At 39.4% G+C, this 23951-nt stretch carries 15 protein-coding genes; 9 read left to right on the top strand and 6 right to left on the bottom strand.

Annotation, left to right across the window (positions count from 1 at the left end; translation table 11 throughout):
• The first annotated feature begins 12 nt into the window (after positions 1-12).
• A complete protein-coding gene (locus tag H9L23_RS14715) occupies positions 13-993 on the top strand; it encodes a BT_3987 domain-containing protein (protein ID WP_187591124.1) in 981 nt (326 codons plus the stop codon).
• A gap of 14 nt (positions 994-1007) precedes the next feature.
• Positions 1008-2648, top strand: coding sequence for a discoidin domain-containing protein (locus tag H9L23_RS14710; protein ID WP_187591123.1), 1641 nt, complete (start codon positions 1008-1010; stop codon positions 2646-2648).
• A 61-nt stretch (positions 2649-2709) separates the two neighbouring features.
• Here H9L23_RS14710 and H9L23_RS14705 read toward each other — a convergent pair whose 3' ends face one another.
• Both H9L23_RS14705 and H9L23_RS14700 read right to left on the bottom strand, forming a co-directional pair.
• The gene (locus H9L23_RS14705) at positions 2710-4332 is read right to left on the bottom strand and encodes a sulfatase family protein (protein ID WP_187591122.1); all 1623 of its coding nucleotides are present in this window, start codon (positions 4330-4332) and stop codon (positions 2710-2712) included.
• A gap of 62 nt (positions 4333-4394) precedes the next feature.
• Positions 4395-6545, bottom strand: coding sequence for an alpha-galactosidase (locus H9L23_RS14700; protein WP_246474698.1), 2151 nt, complete (start codon positions 6543-6545; stop codon positions 4395-4397).
• A 534-nt stretch (positions 6546-7079) separates the two neighbouring features.
• Between H9L23_RS14700 and H9L23_RS14695 the strand changes: the two genes are divergently transcribed.
• The 4 genes from H9L23_RS14695 to H9L23_RS14680 all read left to right on the top strand — a co-directional run bounded on the left by H9L23_RS14695 (position 7080) and on the right by H9L23_RS14680 (position 14544).
• Positions 7080-10283, top strand: coding sequence for a SusC/RagA family TonB-linked outer membrane protein (locus H9L23_RS14695; protein WP_187591120.1), 3204 nt, complete (start codon positions 7080-7082; stop codon positions 10281-10283).
• Positions 10284-10293: 10 nt separating this feature from the next.
• Positions 10294-11916 carry a RagB/SusD family nutrient uptake outer membrane protein gene (locus H9L23_RS14690; RefSeq protein ID WP_187591119.1) on the top strand — a complete coding sequence of 541 codons (1623 nt, stop codon included), beginning with the start codon at positions 10294-10296 and terminating at the stop codon, positions 11914-11916.
• A 395-nt stretch (positions 11917-12311) separates the two neighbouring features.
• Complete coding sequence (locus H9L23_RS14685; protein WP_187591118.1) at positions 12312-13211, top strand: alkaline phosphatase family protein; 900 nt, start codon at positions 12312-12314, stop codon at positions 13209-13211.
• A 13-nt stretch (positions 13212-13224) separates the two neighbouring features.
• Positions 13225-14544 (top strand): DUF6055 domain-containing protein, encoded by a 1320-nt coding sequence (locus tag H9L23_RS14680; RefSeq protein WP_187591117.1) that lies wholly within the window; start codon positions 13225-13227, stop codon positions 14542-14544.
• A gap of 193 nt (positions 14545-14737) precedes the next feature.
• On the opposite strand, the gene H9L23_RS14675 is transcribed toward H9L23_RS14680, so the two are convergent.
• The 4 genes from H9L23_RS14675 to H9L23_RS14660 all read right to left on the bottom strand — a co-directional run bounded on the left by H9L23_RS14675 (position 14738) and on the right by H9L23_RS14660 (position 21069).
• Positions 14738-16099 (bottom strand): alpha-L-fucosidase, encoded by a 1362-nt coding sequence (locus H9L23_RS14675; protein WP_187591116.1) that lies wholly within the window; start codon positions 16097-16099, stop codon positions 14738-14740.
• Between the two features lie 59 nt (positions 16100-16158).
• Complete coding sequence (locus H9L23_RS14670; RefSeq protein WP_187591115.1) at positions 16159-17718, bottom strand: heparin lyase I family protein; 1560 nt, start codon at positions 17716-17718, stop codon at positions 16159-16161.
• 108 nt (positions 17719-17826) lie between these two features.
• The gene (hepC, locus tag H9L23_RS14665) at positions 17827-19803 is read right to left on the bottom strand and encodes a heparin-sulfate lyase HepC (protein ID WP_187591114.1); all 1977 of its coding nucleotides are present in this window, start codon (positions 19801-19803) and stop codon (positions 17827-17829) included.
• A 48-nt stretch (positions 19804-19851) separates the two neighbouring features.
• Positions 19852-21069, bottom strand: a complete 1218-nt coding sequence (locus H9L23_RS14660) for a glycoside hydrolase family 88 protein (protein WP_187591113.1) — start codon at positions 21067-21069, stop codon at positions 19852-19854.
• A 310-nt stretch (positions 21070-21379) separates the two neighbouring features.
• Here H9L23_RS14660 and H9L23_RS14655 point away from each other — a divergent pair, with 310 nt between their 5' ends.
• The 3 genes from H9L23_RS14655 (at position 21380) to H9L23_RS14645 (ending at position 23947) form a co-directional block, all read left to right on the top strand.
• Positions 21380-22327 (top strand): ROK family protein, encoded by a 948-nt coding sequence (locus H9L23_RS14655; RefSeq protein ID WP_223190984.1) that lies wholly within the window; start codon positions 21380-21382, stop codon positions 22325-22327.
• Between the two features lie 254 nt (positions 22328-22581).
• Complete coding sequence (locus tag H9L23_RS14650) at positions 22582-22788, top strand: helix-turn-helix transcriptional regulator (RefSeq protein WP_187591111.1); 207 nt, start codon at positions 22582-22584, stop codon at positions 22786-22788.
• 439 nt (positions 22789-23227) lie between these two features.
• Entirely contained in the window at positions 23228-23947 is a 720-nt protein-coding gene (locus H9L23_RS14645) for a ferritin-like domain-containing protein (protein WP_187591110.1), read from the top strand.
• Positions 23948-23951 lie beyond the last annotated feature (4 nt).

Here is a 23951-nt window from a genome sequence, read left to right as displayed (position 1 = left end):
AATACAACAATCATGAATATCAAAAATATAAGTTACCTGAGTATTATAGCTGCTGCATGGATTGTAGCAGCAGGTTGCAAAAAAAATACCTCCTACGAAGAAGAAACCGATTCGAAAGATAAGGTCCAGATTTTTGTGGCCAGGGCAAATGTTGGCCTGCAGAATTTAAATATTTTCCCTTATACCGATGATGCCAGAACGTTTAAGTTTAACGCACAATTCGGTGGCTTAGGGCTACCTAAAAACCCGATAAATGTTACTTTTGAAATAGATAACAAAGCTTTCGACAGTTTAAATGTAATCAGGAAAAATAACGGCTCGGCCCTTTACGAGCGGTTTCCTGCCGATTCATACTCAATCGATAAACTGAATGTAACTATACCACAGGGTGGGGTTTCATCAGATTTTATCAGCCTTAAATATTTTTCCAAAAAGTTTGATCCGACAAAAGATTATCTCTTGCCCATCAGTGTAAAAAATGCTTCAGGTTATCTGATTAATCCAACGGTTAAAACTGCCTTTATTGTGGCACCAAAGTTAACCGCCGTTCTTGCCTCAAAAACAGGATGGAGCGCCACGGCAGATACGGAAGAACTTACCGGAGAAGGGGCCGTAAACGGAAGAACTGCAGCAGCCATTGATGGTGATGTAAATACTTACTGGCACTCCTCATGGAGCCTTGCTGAGCCTCCATTTCCACATTGGATAAATGTAGATATGAAAACAGCCATTTACGTTACCCGTATAGATTTAGCCCCAAGGCAAAACAACAGTAATGGCTTTACTAAATTTGATTTGGATGCAAGTTTAGACGGTACAACATGGGTTTCGCAGGGCAAAAATCTAACAATGGATCCAGTGGTGAAAAGTTACCAGTCCTATCAGCTTTCTACACCGGCACTTTACCGGTACATCAAAATAACCATGTTAAACGCGGCTTCGCCAACAACTAAATCAACACATTTAGCCGAGGTTAACGTTTACCGTTACTAAAAACCAATCTACCAATGAAAAGAACCACAACCCTTTTAACTTTACTATGCGCTGCATTACTCTTTGCATCATCATGTAAAAAAGCGGTAATTGCCCCTGAAGGAGGCGAAACCACAGGGCCAAAGAAAACGGCTACTACTTCTTCAATTATTACGCAGACCAGAAACCTGGCCATCGTTTATTTTATTCCGTCCGACCTGGATACGCTGCCCAACTGGAAAAAACGTTTGAGCGATGTAATGTTATACGCCCAAAACTGGTATGGCACGGCCATGAACAATGCGGGTTATGGCTTTAAAACCTTTGGCTTAAAACAGGATGGAACAACCGGAAATGCAGAAATTGTGCTCATCAGGGCTGCCAACCCGAAAGCAAGTTATGGCACAAACGGTTCGGCCTATACCACCGAGATTGATGCCTATTTTGCTTCCCATCCCGGATTAAAAACCAGTAACCACGTACTCATTTTAGTGCCTGCATTTGGCTACGATAACAATAGCACCGAAGGCCCGCAACCATTAGAAGGGGTACAGCCTTTTTATGGCTATGGCCGTTACTGCTTTGCTAACGATAATCCTTATATGAACATGGCTTTAAAAGGGGTGTTAAACACTGGCCGAAACAACTTTGCCAAATGGGTTGGCGGGATGATGCACGAGCTTGGCCACGCCTTTAATGCGCCGCACGACAGGCAGTGGGTTTCACAGAATATTTATGCAAACGGTACCAACACCAATTATAAAATGCCGATGATGTGGCTGAGTAATTATTATTTAGAAGTTAGACCAAGTTTCCTGACAGATGCAGAAGCAGCTATATTTAATGCCTGCGAAGCATTTAACAACGATAGTAAAAGCTATTATGGCACAATAACATCTTCCGTAAAACGGATTTATGCCAATTACGATGCTGGTTTAGGGGCTATTGTGGTGTCTGGAAAGTACACCAGCAGCGGTACGGTAAACAAAGTGCTTTATTACAACGATCCAAACGAAAATAACGAGGGTACAGGTACGAATAAAGATTATAATGCCATTACCTGGGCATCTTCGCCAATTGGAACAGATAGTTTTAGGGTAGTGATGCCGATTGCCGAACTGGAAAATAAAACAAATGGCATTCCTTACGAACTTAAAGTAAAACTAGTACACGATAACGGGATCATCAATGAAACGGTATATGCCTATACCTTTCAAAATGGTATACCGGTGCTCGATTTTTCGACCAAAACCGAATTGTCAAAAACAGGCTGGTCTGTTGCAGCTTTTAGTTCGCAGGAAACCGGTGAAGATGGTAAAGCAATCAATGTAATAGATGGGTCAACCTCAACCTTCTGGCACTCACGCTGGTCGTCAAATGCGGCAAGCTATCCGCATTACCTTACCATCGATCTGGGATCAGCTAAAACTGTAAACGGCGGATTATCGCTTACCCAAAGAGCGGGAGCCAGCAGGGCCATTAAAGATTTCGAATTATTAATCAGTAGTGATGGAACTAATTTTACCAGTGTTTTCAGTAAACAAGCTGCCAATAACAGTGCTACGCAATACTTTGGCTTCGGTTCACCTAAAACCTTCCGCTATTTTAAGGTTATTGCCAATAATGCCTGGGATGGAACGCAGTATGCAGCCTTATCTGAACTGGGATTGTATTAATCTCTAAATTACCCGCTTTCTCTAGCAAGGTAGTTTCCGGTTTCGGAAACTACCTTTTTTTCTATTTATTCCTCGCTTTTTTAGTACGTTCAATTTTTGAAATATCCTGAAAATCAGTATCATTTACCCATCCCCAGCGTAATGTAGTATCTTTTTTCAAGTATCGGTCGTAAAAATTTACACCTTTTTTATCCGCATATTTATATTGGTCAAATTGGCTGCCCTTGCCAAAAACCCGGGGATCTGCCTGTTCTTTTAACAGGGTCAATAATTTATTTTTTAGTTGGGTCGATCTGTTTTTTTGCGAAGGAACCGTAATCAGATTATTTAAACAGGCAGGATCTTTTTTAATATCATACAATTCTTCGCTATTACGTTTCCCGAACGACCATAACCAGTAATTGAAATCATTATTGATCGAATAAACTGTATTTAAACAAGCCGTTTTGGTTGGGCCACCATCTACATTTAAGTAACCTGTTTCGGGGTTTCCGGCAGGCCATCTTTCAGGCTCGAAATTTTTTATAAACAGGTAGTTTTCCTGAAAGATCGCCCGGATGGGATAACCCACATCGTTCGGACGGCCAACATCATGGCGCTCTTTACCCACCAGTACAAAATTCCGTTTTGCGGAAACCTTTTCTTTATCGGCGCTAAAAATATCTGCAAAACTTTTTCCGGTAATGGGTTTCATCATATTTTTACCGGAAGGAACTTTGGCCAGATCCAAAAAGGTAGGAGCAAGATCGATAAAACTGATAAAATCTTCCACCTTACGGCCTTTATGAGCTATTCCATCGGCCCACATCATTGCAAGTGGAAGGTGATTGGAGTATTCATAAGCCTGCCCCTTAACCCTCGGAAAAGGCATACCATTATCAGAAGTAACCACAATAAGGGTGTTGTGCAGTTCACCTTTATCTTCAAGCATTTTCAACATTTTGCCCAGTTGTTTGTCGAAATATTCAATTTCAAAAGCATAATCCAGTAAATCTGTCCGTACCGAATCCGTTTTTGGCAAAAAGGGGTAAATTTCTGCATTCGGAATGTCGGTAAGATTTTTTCCTCCTTTACTAATGCCCGAGTTAAATTCATATCCGCGGTGCGGTTCTAAACCTCCATACCAAAAAAAGAAGGGTTTACTGCCTGTTTTACTTAAAAATGCACCAAAATTGGCCGCATAATCTACATTGCTGATTTGAGTTGTTGGTGGCGTTGTTTTAAGCTGATTGAACGCTTTTACCAGCACTTCGCGTGGGCTGCCATCTGCATTTTTTGCCACAACAGGTGCTACTCCTTTTCCGGTATAACCTACTTCATATCCATTTTGAGCCAGCACCTCTGCAAACGATGCAAATTTGGCCGGAAAGTAAGACCAATGGTTGCCTGCTTCTTCCAGCTGCCACGAATTTCGGCCGGTAATAATACAGGAGCGCGACGGGGCGCATTTTGCATTTGGCGTATAAGCATTTTTAAATAGTAGTCCATCTTTGGCAATCCGGTCGAAATTTGGTGTTTTTACCCACTTGCAACCATAAGCCCCTACGTGCTGATAGGTAACATCATCCATAATGGCAAAAAGTATGTTAGGACGCTTAGGAGGCTGATCTTTTTTATTCGTAAAGGATAAAACAACAACACCGGTAAAAATGATGCCTGCAATGCTTAAGATATATTTTTTCATAGTTATTATAAAGCAAAAAAGGGAGACGAGAAGTCACCCTTAATCATTAATTATTTATTCATTTATAACGCCTGTACTTTTAACACGACGCTTGTTCTGTAAGCGTTAACTTCGGGATTAAAACCAACTTTCATTAAAAAATCACCTGAATACACTTTAGCGCTGTCAATAGGCGATTTGGTGCCTGGATATAGGTTAATTTCTTCTATTTTGTATTTTTTAGCCGGATCAAGACCTTTCAGTTTGATTGGTAGAATCACCCCATTGGTAAAAAGCGTAGCTACGTAATAATTAAAAACAATTGCCTGGTCTTTAGCATCGTTTACATAAGCAATGGAGGCAATTTTGTTTTCGTAAGGATCCTGCAAACGGTACTGCTGGCCATGCCATACAATATCTTTGAAGTTGTTGTAGGTTTTAACCGCATTCTGACTAAAAAGCAGGTCGTTTTTACTCAGTTCATTTACGCGTACATCATAACCAAGTTTGCCCATCATGGCCACATCTGTTTTAAATTTAATGGGCTGCTTGCCCATGTCGGTAATGTGGTTATCAACGGCAATCGAAGGGAAATAATAAGAATATTCCCACTGGATAAAGATACGGTCGTAAGGATTGGTATTATCGCTGGGCCAAAATTCAGTAAAGTATTTAAGTGCGGCATAATCAACCCTCGAGCCTCCTCCTGCGCAGAGCATCATTGGTGTTTTAGGATATTTTTTTCTGATCCTTTCCAGCACACTGTTCAATCCCCTGATGTATTCGATGTAAAAATGATCCTGGTTTTTTAAGGTAGGCGAGTTGGCATTGTAGATCAGTGAATTGCAGTCCCACTTAATAAAGGCAAGTTCCGGCACCTCCTTAAAAATATCATCAACGGTTTTATAAATAAAATCCTGAACCTTCGGGTTGGTTAAATCAAGCACCAGTTGGTTCCGCATGTAATATTCTTTTCTTTCGGGCTGCCTGATGATCCAGTCGGGATGATTTTCGTAAAGTTCACTTTTTGGGTTAACCATTTCCGGCTCTATCCAGATCCCGAATTTTACACCATTAGCGGTGGCTTCCTTGCCCAAAGTGCTGATGCCGTTTTTCAGTTTTTGCCTGTTATATTGCCAATCGCCCAAACCCGAAGTTGAACCGTTACGCGGGTATTTATTGCCAAACCAGCCATCATCCAATAAAAAAACGTCAACACCTAATTTTTTAGTGTCTTTTGTCAGTTCATTCAGTTTCTCATCATTAAAATCGAAATAAGTGGTTTCCCAGTTGTTTAAAATGGTCGATCTTTCACCTTTTCCATCCAGTAACTGGTAGTTTCGGGCCCAGTTTTGCAGATTTCTGCTCGCCACACCTTTTCCCTCTGATGAATAGGTATATACAAAACGCGGAGTGATAAAATTTTCACCTGTTTTTAAGGTATAATCCGACGAAAAGTTGTTGATACCTGCAGTAACCCTTAAATAATACTCGTCAAAAGTTTCAAAATCGAGTTTAAAATTCCCTGTCCAGGCCAGTGAGCCGGCAATTACTTCGCCTATATCTTCGGTGGCCGGCTGATCAATTGAAACCATAAAAGAAGAGGAGTGAAGCAGGTTTGTGCGGGTACCCAGTTTCGAATCGATGGTTTTGATGCCATGGAGCAACTGTTGTTCTTCTGATCGCATTTCGCGTGTGGCACCGCTATATTGGTTTTTCAGAAAGAATTTACGTCCGCTCAGGGTAAGGTTTGCCGAAGCATATTTCTTCAGCACAACGTTTCCTTTTTCGTGATGCTCAATTTCTGCCCATTGTTCGATTACGTTTTCGTTAAAATAAGCCAGGTATTTTAATGTCACCTGAAATTTATATTTCTGATCTTTTAGTACAATGCTGGTTAATTTCCTGTTCTGATCGAGCTGTTCGGTTTTTACCTCAGAAAATGTAAGTACCGTTGATTTATTGCCATCGGCATGGCTTACTGTTAATGCAGGTTCCATCAGGTTTAACGATCCTGATGCGATATAAGCTTCCCGTTTATTCAAAAGATCATCAGAACCCGGTTTGTACTTATCTAATGCCTGGATGCCAGGATATTCAGCTGTGTTATCAAGCTTTTTGCCAATATAGCTTGATAGTAACGTATTATCTTTATCCGTTTCTAAAATAAGTACGTTGTTTTTGGTGGCAATTTCTATAGTTTGTTGTGCAAAGCTGCATAATCTCACAGCCATGAAGAGGAGAGAAAATATAAAATGTTTTTTGGTCATTTATTGGGTTTATTAAGTTGTTGATTTTGATAAAATTAATCATAAGATTTTATCCTTAACAGGATGCGCCCATACAAAAATCAGCGTAAATTTTTGTATGGCTAAATTGCTTGTATATAAGTAGATATGTTGATTTTTTTTATGGTATGTACCATTTTAAATTTCAAACTGGCATTGTTTAAAACAAATGAGTTATTAACCATTTATGCATTTTTCACAATTAACATAAATCTTTAAGGTACTAAGTTAAACTTCAATGTGTGGCATCTTTAGCCCTGCATTTCATCTATTGCTTTAAAATATTTGAAGCTGCTACCGCAATTAGGTTGTCCATAATTTCCTTTTTTTATTTTGTAAAGTTTTGATTTAAAAATAGTTAGCGGTACGTTGTTTTGTGCTGAGTTTGGTTCGTTCAACATAGTTTGTTTTGTATTGCACCCTCTAATTTTACCCGATCATCATTAAAAAGGTGAATAAACCAACATTACAGAACAATCTATGAATTTGAAAAAAAAATCGGATGGGAAGTTTCTTATCCCAAAGTTTTTGAGCATAAAAGTGCTATTGGTACTCTTATGTTTCACTGCGCCGTTACTTGCAGGGGCGCATCAGGCAGGCAAAAATTTCGGCAGCAATTTGATAAAAGCCGATAGCACGGTTAAAGGCAGGATAACCGATGCCAAGAAAGCAGGTTTACCCGGGGTTAGTGTGCTGGTTAAGGGCACTCAGAAAGGAACTACAACTGATGGAAATGGAAATTTTACTTTAAGCGGGTTAAAGGGGAATGAAATTTTAAGCATTCGTTATATTGGTTTTGCACCGCAGGAAATAGCCTTAAATGGCAAACAAACCATATCAATTACCCTATTAGAAGAAAATAATAATTTAAACGATGTAGTAGTGGTTGGTTACGGTACGCAGAAAAAGGCTACCCTAACTGGTGCTGTGGTACAGGTTAAGGGTGATGTAATCAAACAAAGTCCTAATGGGAATCTTTCCAATAACCTAACAGGCAGAACGCCGGGTTTAATTGCCACAAACCGTTCTGGCGAGCCTGGTAATGATGGTTCTGCACTATCTATCAGAGGGGCAACCAGTTTTTCAAATCCCAATGCCGGACCATTAATAGTGGTTGATGGTGTTCCTGACAGGAGTTTTAGCCGGATCAATCCGGAAGATATCGAATCGGTTTCGGTATTAAAAGATGCGTCAGCAGCTATTTATGGGGTTCGTGCAGCCAATGGGGTGATGTTGATTACCACTAAACGTGGTAAAACCGGCAAACCAACAGTTTCTTACAATGGTAGTGTTTCGCTTCAATCGCCAACCCGAGTTACCAAACTGGTTGATGCAGGTCAGTTTGCGAGGTACTATAATGAACTTCTGGCGCGCAGAAATGGTGCTCCAAGATATACTGATGAGGATATTACACTGTTCGAAAACGGAACTGATCCATTAGGGCATCCTAACACCAACTGGTATGATGCGGTAATTGCTAAAACGGCTCCGATGACACAGCACGACTTAAATGTTTCTGGAGGTACCGATAATGTAAAGTATTATATCTCGGGGCAATACCTGTATCAAAAGTATTTGTATAACGAATCGCCGTTTAATTATAACCAAAAAAACTTAAGGGCTAATATTGATGCCAATATTACAAAGGATTTAAAGGTTTCACTCGATTTATCAGGACGTAATGAAGATAAATATGCACCTCTTGATAATGCAAACTTAAACGGTGGGGTATTTATGGCAATTTTGGCCCAATATCCAACTGTTGCAGCAAAGTATCCCAACGGTTTATATGGTACAGGCACAACAACTGGCAGCAATCCATTGCTGAGGGTTACAGATCAACCCGGTTACGATCGTCAGTTATCTTATTATGCACAGGCAACGGGAACAATCGACTTGAAAATGCCATGGGTAACCAAAGGTCTTTATTTAAATGCCTATGCAGGTTTAGACAATACTTTCTGGCAATATAAACGTCTTTCGCGCCCGTATGATAATTATGATTATAACAAAACTACCGGAGAATACATCAACAAAAAAGAATCTACCAATGGAAATTTAATCGGATTAAACGAAACCTGGGGCCGTACCAGAAGAAATACCTATAACATTAAACTTGGCTATGATAGAGTATTTGCCAGCGATCATAATGTGAGTTCTATTTTTGGCTATGAAGAAACGGATTATTTAACTGCGCAGACCACCACAGGCTCAAGAAGCCTGTTAAGCGATCAGCTGCCTTTTTTAGGATTAGCCAACCCTGATCCAACCTTTTTATCGAATGGAGGTTCAGGCGATCAAAATGGCAGAAGAAGTGTTTTTGGCAGGGTAAATTACAGCTACAAAGAAAAATATTTGTTCGAATTTAGTGGCCGTTATAATGGATCGTTCAATTTTGGTCCGGGTAATAAATTTGGTTTCTTCCCGGGTATTTCTGCCGGATGGGTAATGAGCAAGGAAAATTTCTTTGGCAAAGCTTTACCTTTTGTAAGTTTTGCGAAACTAAGGGGCTCGTGGGGCATTTTGGGTGATGACGCGATTAGCCCATATCTTTATTTAAGTACTTATAAAATTAATCAGAATGCCTACTATTTTGGCAATCCGGATGTACCCGCCCTGGGCTTAGCCACCAACGTATCACCAAATCCAAACTTTACCTGGGAGAAGGTTAAAAGTATGGACATTGGCCTGGAACTCGGCTTTTTTAACAATGCATTAACCTTTAACGGTGATTATTTCTGGAGACACCGATACGATATTTTAACCCAGAGAAATGCCTCCATTCCAAGCTATACCGGTTTAGGAGGTAAACTCCCGCCCGAAAATATCGGGATCGCCAATAGCAATGGTTTCGAACTGGAGTTGAACTACAATGGTAAAATCGGTACCGATTTCAGTTATACCGTTGGGGGTAATTTTACCCATACCAACAACGAAATTGTTTTTATGGATGAATCGCCGTTAACAATCGATTATCAGCGTCAAACCGGCTATCCAATCCGTTCTTTTTTAATTTATAAAACCGATGGTATTTATAATAATCAGGCGGAGATAAATAACTATACTAACGCCAACGGCGGAAAAGTAACGCCATTAACAGGTAGCAAACCTGGCGACATTAAATATGTTGATATCAACAATGATGGCAAAATTACCAGTAACGATAGGGAACGCTTTTTTGACAGCCAGATTCCAAGAAACAATTTTGGTATTAACCTGGGGTTAAGGTATAAAGGTTTTGGTGTAGAAGCCTTGTTTTATGGCGTAAGCGGTGTAAAACATATTATCCGTCCGCAAGGAAACAATTCAGAAACCACGCCGGCACTTTGGCAATATGAAGGTCGGTGGACACCTCAAACGCCTGATAATAATCTGCCTGCCGCATTCGACAGGAACAGTACGGTGAACAACCTGGATTCTGATTTCTGGTTAAATGATGGCGCTTTCTTAAGGTTAAAAACCCTTCAGTTAAGTTACGATCTCCCAAAAGAATTTTTGTCGAAAATTAAGGTACGCAGTGCAAGGGTATTTGTAAACGGATCAAACCTGTTTGTACTCAGCAAAATCAAAAATTACGATCCGGAGCTAAATTATGTGCCATCTGATAACAATGGCTATTATGTTAACGGTGCCTATTATCCGCAAACCAGAATTATTGGTGCCGGTGTAAATGTGTCATTCTAAATAAGATTTTATGAAATTTAAAAATATAATTATTGCTTTATCTTTTATGGGACTGGTTTCCTGTAAAAAAGATTTACTAGACTCTAAACCGCTTAATTTAATCAGTGACGAAACCTTATGGAATGATGTGAGTCTGGTTGAAAAATTTGTAAATGAAAAATATGTGGTATTACCACACTTTTATATGTATAGCGGTGTGCCAAGCCATTTAGGCTATGCAGCAGCATCAGACGAAACTTATGCCAAGTTTCTTTACGAAAACGTTAACCGCATCACCACAGGTCAACTTTCGCCAGATGTTTTGGCATTAGATAGCTGGACGGTTGATTACAATTACATTAGAGAACTGAATGTGTTTTTCAGTAAAATCGAATCAGTACCTGGCGATCAGGCAAAGAAAAACAGGTTAAAAGGCGAGGCTACTTTTTTAAGGGCTTATTGCTATTTCGATCTGGCATCAAAGTATGGGGGCGTACCTTTAATTACCAAAGTATATAATGCTACCGATCAAAACTTTGTAGAAAAAAGGGCCAGTTACGAGGAGGTGATCAGGTTTGTTGTAGACGAACTGGACAAAGCTGCACCTTTGTTGCCTTTAAGTTATTCGGCCAACCTTGATTTAGGCCGTGCAACAAAGGGAGCCGCCCTTGCACTAAAATCGCGAACGTTGTTATATGCGGCAAGTCCGCTTTGGAATACCAATAATGATCAGGCCAAATGGAAAGCTGCTGCAGATGCTGCAAAAGCAGTAATTGATATGAATCAATATGTTTTATATCAGGGCGATTACCATAACCTTTTTATTCAGCCCGATCTGCCTGAGGTAATTATTGGTTACCATATTGATCCGATTAAAACAAATGCTTATTCTGATACCTTTTTTAGTCCATGTGGCTCAAACGGTTATTCGGCTTATATTCCTACGCAACATATTGTAGATCAGTTTGAAATGAAAAATGGAAAAATGATTACAGAAACAGGCTCGGGTTATAACGATCAAAACCCGTATATCGATCGCGATCCAAGGTTTTATGCCAATATATTGTATAACGGCGCACAATTTAAAGGCAGAACTCTTGCTTATTATGATAAAGGTGCCGACAGTAGAACGGCGCCAGTTAATGCCGGAAACGCAAGCAACACCTGTTATAACTGGAGAAAATATAATGATGAAACACATAACGAGGCCATTGAAGGAGAAAGTAAAACGCCTTTTATCATTTTTCGTTTATCAGAGATTTATTTAAATTATGCTGAAGCTTTAAATGGTGCTGGTAATGATGGCGAGGCTGTAATTTGGCTCAATAAAATACGCCAGAGAACAGGGGTAAATATGCCTGCGGTTGTGGCCACCGGTACTGATTTACGCGATAAAATCCGCCATGAAAGAGAAGTAGAACTTTGTTTAGAGGGGCACCGTTTCTTTGATGTACGCCGGTGGAAAATTGCCGAAATCACCGATAACAAAAATGCCATGGGGGTTAATGTGATCAAAAATGCAAACGGATCATTTACCTACGACTACAGCTTGCTGGTTGAAACACGCAAATTTGATGCGACTAAACACTATTTGTTTCCAATTCCAAAATACGAACTGGATAAAGTAAAGCTTGTTCAAAATCCGAATTATTAGTTCTCAATTACAGATTTAAATAATTGGGCGTCATTCCCGCGCAGGCGGGAATCTTAATGCAATAAGCTTTAAAATTATCTTCGGTGAATATTTAGAGGGGTCCAATCATTTATCAATGGCAGATGCTAAAAATCGGTAGCCATTTCGATCCGATAGCTCTCGGATAAAGCGCAGTCTCGACGTTGAGTCAGGTGAGAAATCTTTTAAACTATGTTAAAAGATTTCTCCACTGCGGTCGAAATGACGATCCGGCTCTATACTCTGCCTATAATTTATGCCCAATGCTGAAACAATATTTTGAGTTTACAATAACTTATCTTTATTTTACAAATATTAAACTTTGTTTACTAAAATCCATTTTAATTTAATCAACCCAATTAATTATATATTTATTTATGAAAAAGTTTTTTTTAAAAATGATGGTGTTATCCTTACTGTCATTTTCGGCCACCGCTCAGCGTAAAGCACATGTGTTAATTCTAGGGCTTGACGGATTTAGTGCAGAAGGTTATAAAACGGCAAAACATCCTAATCTGGATAAGTTATTTGCCGATGGTGTACTTTCTTTAACTACCAGGCCGGTAATGCCATCGGTTACTTTACCCAACTGGACCAGCCACTTAACAGGTTCGGGTCCTGAAGAACATGGTATCACAGCTAATGACTGGACACTTGAAAAACACACTTTACAGCCATTAGAAACCGATCAGGATGGTTATTATCCCTCAATATTTAAAGTATTGAAAGAAACCATACCTTCCGCTAAAACAGCTTATTATTACAACTGGAAAGAACTGATCAACCCCATCAATAAAAAGTATCTTGATGAGGTATCGTTCGAAGAAAAAGACGAATACAAAGATAATTACCAGAAAGCTTTCGATTTTATGGTAAAAAACAAGCAAAACCCTACACTTACCTTTTTATACAGTGTGCACACCGATCATGCCGGCCATGGTTTTGGATGGATGACTCCCGAATACATTACAGCAATTGAGCAGGCAGATGTTGCAATAGGCGCATTAATTGAAAAATTAAAAGCAGATGGAATTTATAAGGATATGCATATCCTGTTGATTACCGATCACGGAGGGATAAACAAAGGCCATGGTGGCATATCGATGGCAGAAATGCAGGTGCCCTGGGCCATTACAGGTCCACAGATTAAGAAAGGGGGCTTAATTACCTCTTTTAACAGCAATAAAAATACAAGTTTTGTATTAGCGAAAATTTTTGGTTTAACTAAATTGCCGGATGCATGGACGGGAACAGTACCGAAAAATGTATTTAAGTAATCATTTATCACAAATGATAAGCAAACTTAAACAGATAATCATTGTGTTGGTATTGCTGACGTTCCCATTTATTGTAGCAGCACAACAAAAGGAAGCGACTAAAAAAGTATTCATTCCTAAAAACGTAGACAAGGTTCCTGAAAATAATAACTTTGAAGATAATGAAAGTGTTTTTAGCAACAAACGTAGGGTAGAGTCAGCTAATGTGGTGATCTTTTGGTCAAAGGAACTCGGAGATGATCCCATGCAAAATGCAGATACAGCCAAACGTTTTGATGTGAAAAGGTCGCTTGCAGAAACCGAACGTTTTTACAATTATTATATCAATAAATTAAAGGTGCTAAAAAAAGGCCATTCGGTTTCCGACCGCTATAAGGCACTAGTTTTTATTTATGGTGGCAATGAAGGCACTGCGTATGGATGGGGAAAAGATAGTGTAGCCATTTTATGGACGCCCGCAGTTCGCGTACATCGGTATCCTTACGGTGTTTTGGCGCACGAATTAGGGCATTCATTTCAGTTTATGGCCGGTTGCGACAGGGGTACTTCTTTTAGCGGACCGATAAATGAAATGGGAAGTCAATACTTATTATGGCAGGTTTACCCTAACTGGTTAGATTTTGAAAACTTCCATTTAACGGCATTTTTAAAACAGACCAACCTGGCTTTTCTTCATCCCGACAACCAATACCACTCGCCATTCTTGTTGGAATACTGGTCGCAAAAACATGGATTGGAGTTTTATGGGAAATTACTCAATAACCTTAATCCTGATGAAGACCCTGTTATGGCTTACAAACGTATAACGCATATTGATCAGGATGAGTTTAATGATGAAGTTTTTGATGCCTCACGAAAGTTTATTACCTGGGATTTAGACCGCGTCCGCGAGGTGGCCAGTAAATACGCAAATCAGCATCAAACGATGTTTAAGCCGGCAGAAAATGGCTGGTATGCCATCAGCCCGAAGAACTGCCCGCAAAATTATGGCTACAATGGAATCAGGCTTAAAGTGCCCACGCAAGCATCTGTTAAACTTGATTTTAAAGGCTTAATAGATGCTGAAGGTTATGTGTATCTCAATCCTGAAAATGCTGGTTGGCGATATGGGTTTTTAGCCGTTAAAGAAAACGGTGAACGTGTGTATGGTCAGGTTTATCATGAAAAGCAAGGATCATATACTTTTAAAGTTCCTGCTCAAACAGCTTATTTATGGCTTGTGGTAAGTGGTGCGCCAACCGTGCATGTTAAACTGGCTAAAAAGCTCGATTTAATAAGCAAATGGCCTTATCAGATTAAATTAACAGGAACCGATTTATATCAGAGGTTTTAATAAACAGAAATAAAACAGATCGGATAATGATATCTATTCACTATCCGATCTGTTATTTAGCGCATATTGTTTAATCTTAAAACAGGACTAAATTCGTCGAGAATCACTTTTTTGATTCAGTCTTATCAGTTTCAGGATGCTGTTTCTAGTGATTTAGTAACAATCGATAATAAAAATTATCTGGGCTCAACTATTATCGTGTTATTTTAAAAACAAGAATAGGTACGGTTTTATTGGCCAGTTTTGGTATTTCAATTGTTAATATGCCATTTTCAGTTATCCACTTAACGGCTTTATTGTTTTCTAATAAGGTGATATTTTTAATGTTTTTAATTTGGCCCAATACCGCAGAAGTTATTACGGGTTTATCCCAGCTTCGGGCAAATACATAAATATTGTTACCCTTTTTGTTAAAATATAAATCTGCATTTATTTTTTTTGAGGTATTGTCATTGTTTGACTGTCCCATTGTTTCCTTTGCCATTGTCGCTGAAATGGTATATTCACTAGTTGTAGTAAAAGGGGTAGTGCCATAAATGGCTTCTCCGTTTAGCTTCATCCAGTTACCAATTTCCTGTAAATTGCTTATAGCTAGCTCAGGTAAGTTCCCCAAATTGTTAGGCCCAACGTTTAAAAGCAGGTTGCCACCTTTACAAACTATTTCTACCAAATGCCTTACCAATAGCTCGGGGCTTTTCCAGTTTTTATCAAACTTACTAAAACCCCATTTACCACTCATGGTAATACACGATTCCCAGGGCTTTAATATGGCGTTGCTCTCAATTTTTTGTTCTGATACCGAATAATCGCCCATTCCATTGCCAATTCGGGCATTAATAATGCAATTTGGTTGTATGGCTAAGATGAATTTTCGCAAGCCTTCGCTTTGCGCTCGTGTGGTTCCCTCGGGTGTATCAAACCAGATAATGCCTATTGGGCCGTATTGTGTTAACAGTTCTTTAAGCTGTGGTTTTACTTTTTTTTCTATGTAGCTGTTGTTATCTTTTTTTGAGGTATCAGGAAAGTCCCAATCGTTGCCGGCTTTTGAGCCTGCACGTGCCCAATTGGCATCTTTGCTTTCCCAATCTCTTCCCAGCGAATAGTAAAAGCAAAGTTTCAGACCATATTTTTTACAGGCTTTTGCCAAATCAGGCATTGGATCTCTGGCAAAGGCCGTTTTTTTAACGATGTTGAAATCATTGCTGGGCGAATTGTACATGGCAAACCCATCGTGATGCTTAGCCGTGATCACCACATATTTCATCCCCGCATCTTTTGCGTTTTTTACCCAAAAATCGGCATTATACTCTTTAAAGCTAAGCTCTTCACCAATTTTAGCATAAGTTGCGAGAGGTATTTTTTCGTAAAACATAAAGTGCTCGTTACCTTTTTGGGGTTTGCCATTCCATTCCCCAACAGAATATAGACCCCAATGTAAAAAAAGACCAAATTTGCCATCTTGCCACCATTGCATTTTATTGCTTTGCGAATATGTTTTTATAGTATTGAAAACGGTACAGAAAATAAAAAAGAAAAAGATTATTTTTTTGTTCATGATGTTTAGGAACAAGCAGCAGCACAATATTATGCCACTGCGGGTTAATTGTTATTTAGTTAAGGATTAGGTAATACCTGGCCATACACCTGGAAATCGTTAAGTCCGACAGTGGTATTGCCGCTGGTTGCAGTTGCACCATAAGCATATAATCTAAAGGTAACCGGGGTAGTGATATTGCTAAGCGCCGATGCATTGAATGATATTGGGGTTGGCGCTGTAGTGCCGCTTATGGTAACAGGAGCAGCAATATTGGTGGCAAAATTATCGATACTGGAGCGCAGTACAAAGGTGTTGGGATGTGTGGCACCTCCCCTTAATACGGTGAATTTTACATCACTGAAATTAAAATAATAACCACTTTTAGGCTCCATATAAAATTCGTAGTACTCTGTTGGATCGAGTGCTGAAGGTGTTGTTGCTGATGTTGCATTTATCCAGCCGCCCACCAGATACCGCCCGCCTGGGCCAGGTGCACCGTTTGATATACCTGCTGCTGCTAATGTTGAACGTGAAAAATCAGATCTTGGGGTACCTATTACGTTATCACCAGGGTTTGGTGCCGGACTTGCACTGTTAACATATACAATATTTTGTGCCGCCTGGTATTTGATGTTAGGATGAATATAAATGTTACTGCTATTGTTGTAAGCTGCAGGATTGGTTAAGTTTGATGCAATGGTATAAGTACCATCCAGGTAAGCCGGATTAGCGTCAGGCACGCTATTTCCCCATATCAGGCCGGTTGTAGTTGGTGCCTGGTTAAGATTAATGATCCTGATGTCGTCGTGGTATGCGATTCGGGTGCTGTTTGGTGGCACAACATATAATCCCCATTTAATATAGCCGAGGTTTCCGTCGCTAACATTACCCGTAAAGGTAGAATAGTTTGTTTTTTCATCCACCAGAACATAATTGCTTTGCCCAGGTAACTTCATGTAAGTTCTCATATAACCAGTATTGGTAGTGGCCCAGAGTACATCTATTCTAAACTGGATCCATTGGTTTACGTAAGGCTGGAGGTTGCTAATGATATCTTTTGTAGATACGTCCTGATACCTGATCCTAACCGCGTTTCTTTGCGTGCGTATCATCAATGGAACATTCTCACCACCCGATACCTTTAACTGAAAAAGATTACTTTCGTTGGTTGGATCGCCCTGATTCCAAACCGGCCAGTCTTTTAATAATACACTGAACTCGTAACGGCGTTCATCGCCCGGGAAATAACGTGCAGGGATAATCTGTTGGGCATCGCTTTCACTCCTCCAGTTACCATCAGAATTATAACCCGAATCGCCATAAACCACTTTGTGTGCAATGGCATGATTTGGGGAGATATTCCCCGGCGATACGACATAAACAGCATCTGTTGCTGTGGCATTGCTCGGATTTATGCCTGTAATACCAGAATTCGTGGTGCCATCTTCGTAAGTGACATTTAAAATCGTATCGCCATAGTTAAGCCCGGATTGTGGTCCGGTACCCATTTTTGATATGGTGAAATTTTGGTTTTCCGTTTGGCTGGTCAGGCCATTTTGAACTTTACTGCAGGAGGCTGCCAAAAATATTACGGCGATAGCCAAATATTTTTGTAAGTGAAGTGATCTTTTTTTCATGTGGTTCTTTTTTTGGTTAGTTGATGGTTGTTTTTGTTTATGGTATCATGTTAAACTGTTTTTGGTTAAGCAAAAAAGCGGTAATGTTTTATTCATTACCGCTTTTTATTATTTAATTGATGTTTTAACTATGCTTTTCTTACCGTTTATGGTAAAGGTTAAATCGATTATGCCCTTTTCGTATTGATTACCGGCATTTTCTTTAACTGTAATTTCTGGAGCTTTATCTCCATCAAATGGATAAACTATCGATACAAAACTTTGCGTTTTTATGTCACTTTTGGGTTTTTCGAATACAAAAGCCGGGCGGGGCATTTCCTGGTTGTAGAGATATGAAACTTTGCCTTCTTCTTCATTAAGATTAACCTTTTCAGCATTTAATGATTGGATTAATAAGTTGTTGCCATCACTATAAGTCGTATAAACCTTATTGTTGCTTTTATCAAATACCGGTTTGCTATCTTCTTTCAATTGAAAGTGTACGCCAAGGTTTCCGGTGGCTTTTCCAATGGCCTCATCGATGATAAGGAAGTATTTCTGATCAATAAACAACACGCTGCGCTGATGGCTTAAATCCGCATAACTCGGATTGGTGTAGGTTAATACATCCAGATTCTTGCCCGTTTCCCATTTGTTTTGCTGTGCTTTGGTAATCACCATGTTCTGGTTATTTAACGTAAGGGTGCTATGTACCCTGGTTTGGCGATACCAGTTTCTCTTTTTGGTTATCTCTTCATCACCGCTATACACATAACATCCTGCATCTGGTGTAAAGTTTCTGCCATTTACCCATAATTCGAAAGTGCCATTATCGGGCTGCGCATGAAATTCTCCCGGAGGACTTGCTTTTAAGATCATGATGGTGGAGGCATTGCTCCATCCGTTTCTGAAAGTATAAAAACCTGCTGTGCTTAGTCCTTTCGATAGGAAATCTGGTCGTTTTCCTTCCTTACCATCGGTAGCAAAATACCGGATGGCATCATTTTTAGGGAATACATCTAACCAGGATTGGAACTGCTGTATCCTGAATTTTTTATCGGCCAGCCACGAATCGCCAAACATTGGCTGATTGTAGTTAGGGAAGGTAATGCTGATAAAAGCCATGATCATTTTCTCCACGGTTTGTTTGTAAGTTTCCGGAAATTCGTTTGCCACAGCTGCTTTTTGCGCGGTACGGTAAGCATTTAAAAAGATATCAATGGCACCTGCGTGATATACAGGTGATAACTCGTATTGCACACCATCAGGATATACCTGTTTCTGGATTTCAGCATTGAGTACTTCGATGCCACTTTTTCGCCATGCAGCAGCCTCTGTAAATTCGGGAAAGGATGTGCCTGCAAAAAGTTCTCTTTGTGCTTCGAAAAGACGGTGGTTGCCTTCGGCAGCATAATGTGTGGGTAAGTACTTGGCCTGTTCGTGGTAATTATTAAGGAAATACATCAGGAACTGCGGACTAAACTGAGGCGAGTTGATAAAGATGGCAAAAGTTGGTACCAAACTTTGTAACCTGTCTGAAACCTCTAAAGGCCTCCAGGCGTAACGATCATTATCTTCCGACAGTCCTAATGGGTTTTTCTTTGCCCAATCTGCAAACTGCAACATCCATTCTTTTGCATACTTTTCATTTTTGGAATTGTTATATGCTAGTGCCATTGATTGCCACCATTTTACACGGTGTAGCTGCCAGCGCACTTCGTTGTCTTTTACGGGCCAAAACTGCCAGTTGATATCTTTGCCGTAATCGAAAAAACCATAACCTTTTTGTGGCTGGAAATGGTGTATTAAGGCACTGTCGGCTGCCATTTTGGTAGCCTTATCGAGCGGACTCTTGTTATCCACTATTTTTTCTGCATTACTGAAATCAGGTCCTTTCCTGCCCGATTTTTCGCGGTAGTATTTAAGCAGTTCTTTTGCAGCTTCGTCATATTTCGATGCGGTATAGGCATTTTTCACCTTCTCCAAACCCGAATAGTTTAGGTTGACCGGAGCAAAACTATCTTTAGTGACAGGTTGCTCCTGTGCCATTACACCAGAAAGGGATGAGAATGTGATTAGAACACTGTATATTAATCTCGGTTTCATATTTGTTTATTTAAACAATGTAGTTTTACTTTTATTATTGGCGAGGTTTTATTTCGACAATTGTTTTAAGTCTATTTTTTTTACCTCAATATATCTTTTTAGTGCTTCCAGGTAATAGTAATCGGCATAATCCAATGGCGTATCAATTTCCGAATTGTATAAAAAAGCACCTACACTATGTTTTAATAAAAAGTATTGGTTTTCGCCAGGATTAACCAGGTAAGCATCAGAAGAGAGAGACTTTAAAATTTCTTCGGCATAATCAACATATTTTTTGCCATCCTTAACCTGAGTACTCAAATCCAATAAGGCTGATGCAATAACTGCAGCCGCAGAAGCATCTCTGGGCGCCTTTTCTTCGGTATCCATAGCATTATGCACGTCAAAATCCCAAACCGGAACCTTGTCTTTAGGCATACGTGGATGGTTCATGATAAATTTGGCTATATTTTCTGCCTGTGTTAAAAAAGCGGGGTTTTTGGTGTTTTTATAACACATGGTATAACCATAAAGTCCCCATCCCTGTCCACGTGCCCACGCCGATTCATCGGTAACGCCCTGATGGGTTCTTTTGGCCAATACTTTGCCTGTTGCCGCGTCATAATCAACCACATGGTACGAACTAAAGTCCTTTCTGAAATGATTTTTCATGGTGGTAGCGGCATGTGTACTGGCCGCATTTACATATTCAGGTTTTTTAAATGTTTTACCGGCCCAATATAAATATTCGAGATTCATCATATTATCGATAATTACCGGATAATGCCACCACGAAAAATCCCACGATTTAATTGCGCCTACCTTTGGGTTAAAACGGTTGTATAAGTGTTGTGCACCATCGGCTAGAGCAGGTAAATAGGTCTGATCTCCGGTAATCCGGAAGGCATTGCCGTATGAACAGTAAAGCATAAACCCCAAATCGTGCGAATTGGTGATGTTGCGTGCTGAATCTAAGGCAAGCGTGAATTTTTTTGCTTCTGCGGCCAGGTTTTTATCTCCTGTAAGTTCATATCCATACCATAAACTGCCAGGAAAAAATCCGGTTGTCCAATCGGTTACGCCGGCAAACCTTACTGTTCCGTTAGGATTAATGGAACGTGGGTTTTTTCCTGGTTTATAGGTTTGTGCAGCCTTATTTAGCTGAAATGCAATTACACCGGTGGTTTTCTTTAACCAATTTAGTGATGGCGTATCCTGTAAAGGTGAAGCATAACAGTTTAATATAAGTGTGGAGGCTACCACTACTAAGCAAAAAGCTTTTTTCATTTGTTTAGGTTTGAATCTTTGATAGTTGTTTATAATTGTTTTGTGAATGTGAAATTAAGAGAGTAGCAACAGAAACACTTTTGATTATTATCAGAAATATTTTGAATTTGGTTAATCTGCGTTTTATTTAAGCAGGTATTTTCTTATGTTTATGCGTGTTATGACTTTTTTATTCCATTTTTAATCAATTTTTAAAGGTTTTAGGTTGAAACCTAATCCGGCAGAAGGAGATACAACCTATTTTAGTGGTATTAAATCAAACAGCTATAAAATTTACGACTAAGCCTTATATATGGCTACCTTAAATAATATGAACATAGAAGAATCATACGCCATAGGCATCGACGTTGGGGGCTCATCGTTAAAGTGTGGAGTAGTAAACCATGAAGGCGAAATTTTATATTCGACCATCATATCGCTCAAAAATGCAAAAACCCAGGGCGCCATTATTGCGCTTATTGTGGAAGCCATTCAAAGCTGTGCTAAAAAGTTTAAAAACCCGATTCTGGGGGTGGGTATTGGTTTTCCGGGCATTATTTACAACAATAAGATTATTGCCGGTGCCGATAACCTGCCTGGTTTTAAACAACTGGCCCTGGGTGAAATTCTGCAGGAAGTAACCCGTCATAATATTGTGATGGATAACGATGCGAATTTGATGGGACTTGGCGAAATGACTTATGGAGCAGCTAAAGAGTGCAGCGATGTAGTGTTTCTTACTGTTGGTACCGGAATTGGTGGCGCGGTAATGATTGATAATAAACTTTATGGCGGTTTCAGAAACCGGGGAACCGAGCTTGGACATATTATTGTGCAGCACAACGGAGCGCCCTGTGCCTGTGGCGGAAAAGGATGTTTAGAAACTTATGCTTCGGTAACCGCCCTGATCAATCATTATAAATCGATCCATCCAAATCCACCTGAAGAAATTGATGGAAAATATATGGTAGAGAGATACCTGGCCCGTGAGGATTATGCGGTAATGGCAATGGAACAACATTTCGATTACCTGGCTGCAGGCATTATTAGCTTCATCAATATTTTTAGTCCGCAAAAAATTGTAATTGGTGGCGGTATAAGCGAATCAGGAGCTTTTTATGTAAGGGAAATAGAACGTCGCATCAAAACCCTGGCCGTTCCTATTTCGTCAACTCACGCTTTGGTAGCTGCAGCCAAACTTGGCAATAAGGCAGGTTTACTAGGCTGTGCAGCCAACGTTTTTCAGAAATTTAAAGCATTTGATTACGTAGTGAAATAGTCTGATCACACCTTAGTTTTATCTATCGGTAGGTGGCTCACCGACCGAAAATATTTTTAATGATCTGTTAATTCCCTCGTTACGCTATCCTGCGAGATGAAGACTTATTTGTTTGAATCTGCCAATTATTAACGGATTAAAACTATAATTCATTCAAAAGTGATACTTTTCTTTACATCACTGATATTATTTTTTACATCAGATAGTATTGTTTTATATTTGGCAACATCCCTGAAAATATTTTATCAATTACTATGAATAAAAGATTAGGGAAAACTTTAAAGCGATTTAGGCTAAAATCAGGTCTTACACAGCAAGAGGTGGCAGAATTATTATCAGTAAGCAGGCCTACTTACATTAAATGGGAAAACGACTTTGGCTCCCCTAGTTTTCTACAGGTATATATACTAATCCGAACCTACAATATTACTTTTGATGATTTTGTAATTGATTTAAAATAATATTTAAAATATTAATGCAATAGGTATAATGCAAAAAGGATATTCTAAAAGTTGGAATATCCTTTTTTGTGTCAGATAATGTAGGATATTGCTTACAGGGAAACGCAGAATAATCTGTTTTTTAACTTTACTTTGGCTCAAAAAGAGCGTAAAAACGGTCAAGAAAGACTGATTAAAGCACTTTTGTTCAAATTTGATAGTATTTTAAACAAATTTGAAACTCTTTTTCTTTGCCTAATGCTAAATTCGTTACCAGTAGATGAATGGATCGGCAGGAAAAAAATCAACGCCTTATATTCCATAACAACTTACAGACTAAACAAACCTGAAAAGGTTTAAAATATTTAACCAATTAATATTAACCAATGGCTGGTACCTAAACTAAACCAGTTATCGGTATGGATTGCAACTAACCAAACCTGATAAATCAACTAACACAATGATTAAAAATAATTCTGACGCAACCGCTGAAAAAAAGCTTTTTTCAGTTGGCACTATACAGCGAAGGCAGTTTTTGCAACTTACGGGGGCATCTGCATTGGCTATGGGCATCATCGGCTGTAAAAAGGAAGAAATTCCAACATCCACACCTTATGTGAATACAGATAATACAGTTGATTTTAAAGACGATACTGGTCTGTTAAACTATATTTATGCACTTGAGCAATTGGAGGCAGCTTTTTATGCCAAAATGATTACCAGTTTCCCCGCCGCATTTACCGCTCAGCAAAAGTTATTCTTCAATGATATCAGTCTTCATGAAATTGCCCACCGCGAATTCTTTAAAAAATTTTTAGGTTCCTCCGGAATTGGTATGCTTGAGATAGATTTTTCTGGCATTGATTTTACCGACGCCAATTCGGTATTAACGGCTGCCAAAACATTTGAAGATTTGGGTACGGCAGCTTATAACGATGCCATTGTTAGAAGTAGAAATGATTATAATCTCATTATTCTAAGTCAGGTTGCAACTGTAGAAGCACGCCACGCAGCTTATGTACGCGGCCAGATAAATGCATTGAGTTTTGCAGATCTGACTGATCTGGCCGTATTAGGTGCCGATGCTACCAATGCCCTCGATGTAACTTTGTCGCCGGGCAAAGTTTTGGATGCAGCATCAAAATACATTAAAACAAAACTCAATATCATTAACCTATAAACCA

This window comes from Pedobacter roseus (genome assembly GCF_014395225.1).
Lineage (GTDB): Bacteria > Bacteroidota > Bacteroidia > Sphingobacteriales > Sphingobacteriaceae > Pedobacter > Pedobacter roseus.
The sequence above is the reverse complement of the archived record's forward strand: the minus strand, read 5'-3'. Positions and strand labels throughout refer to the sequence as shown.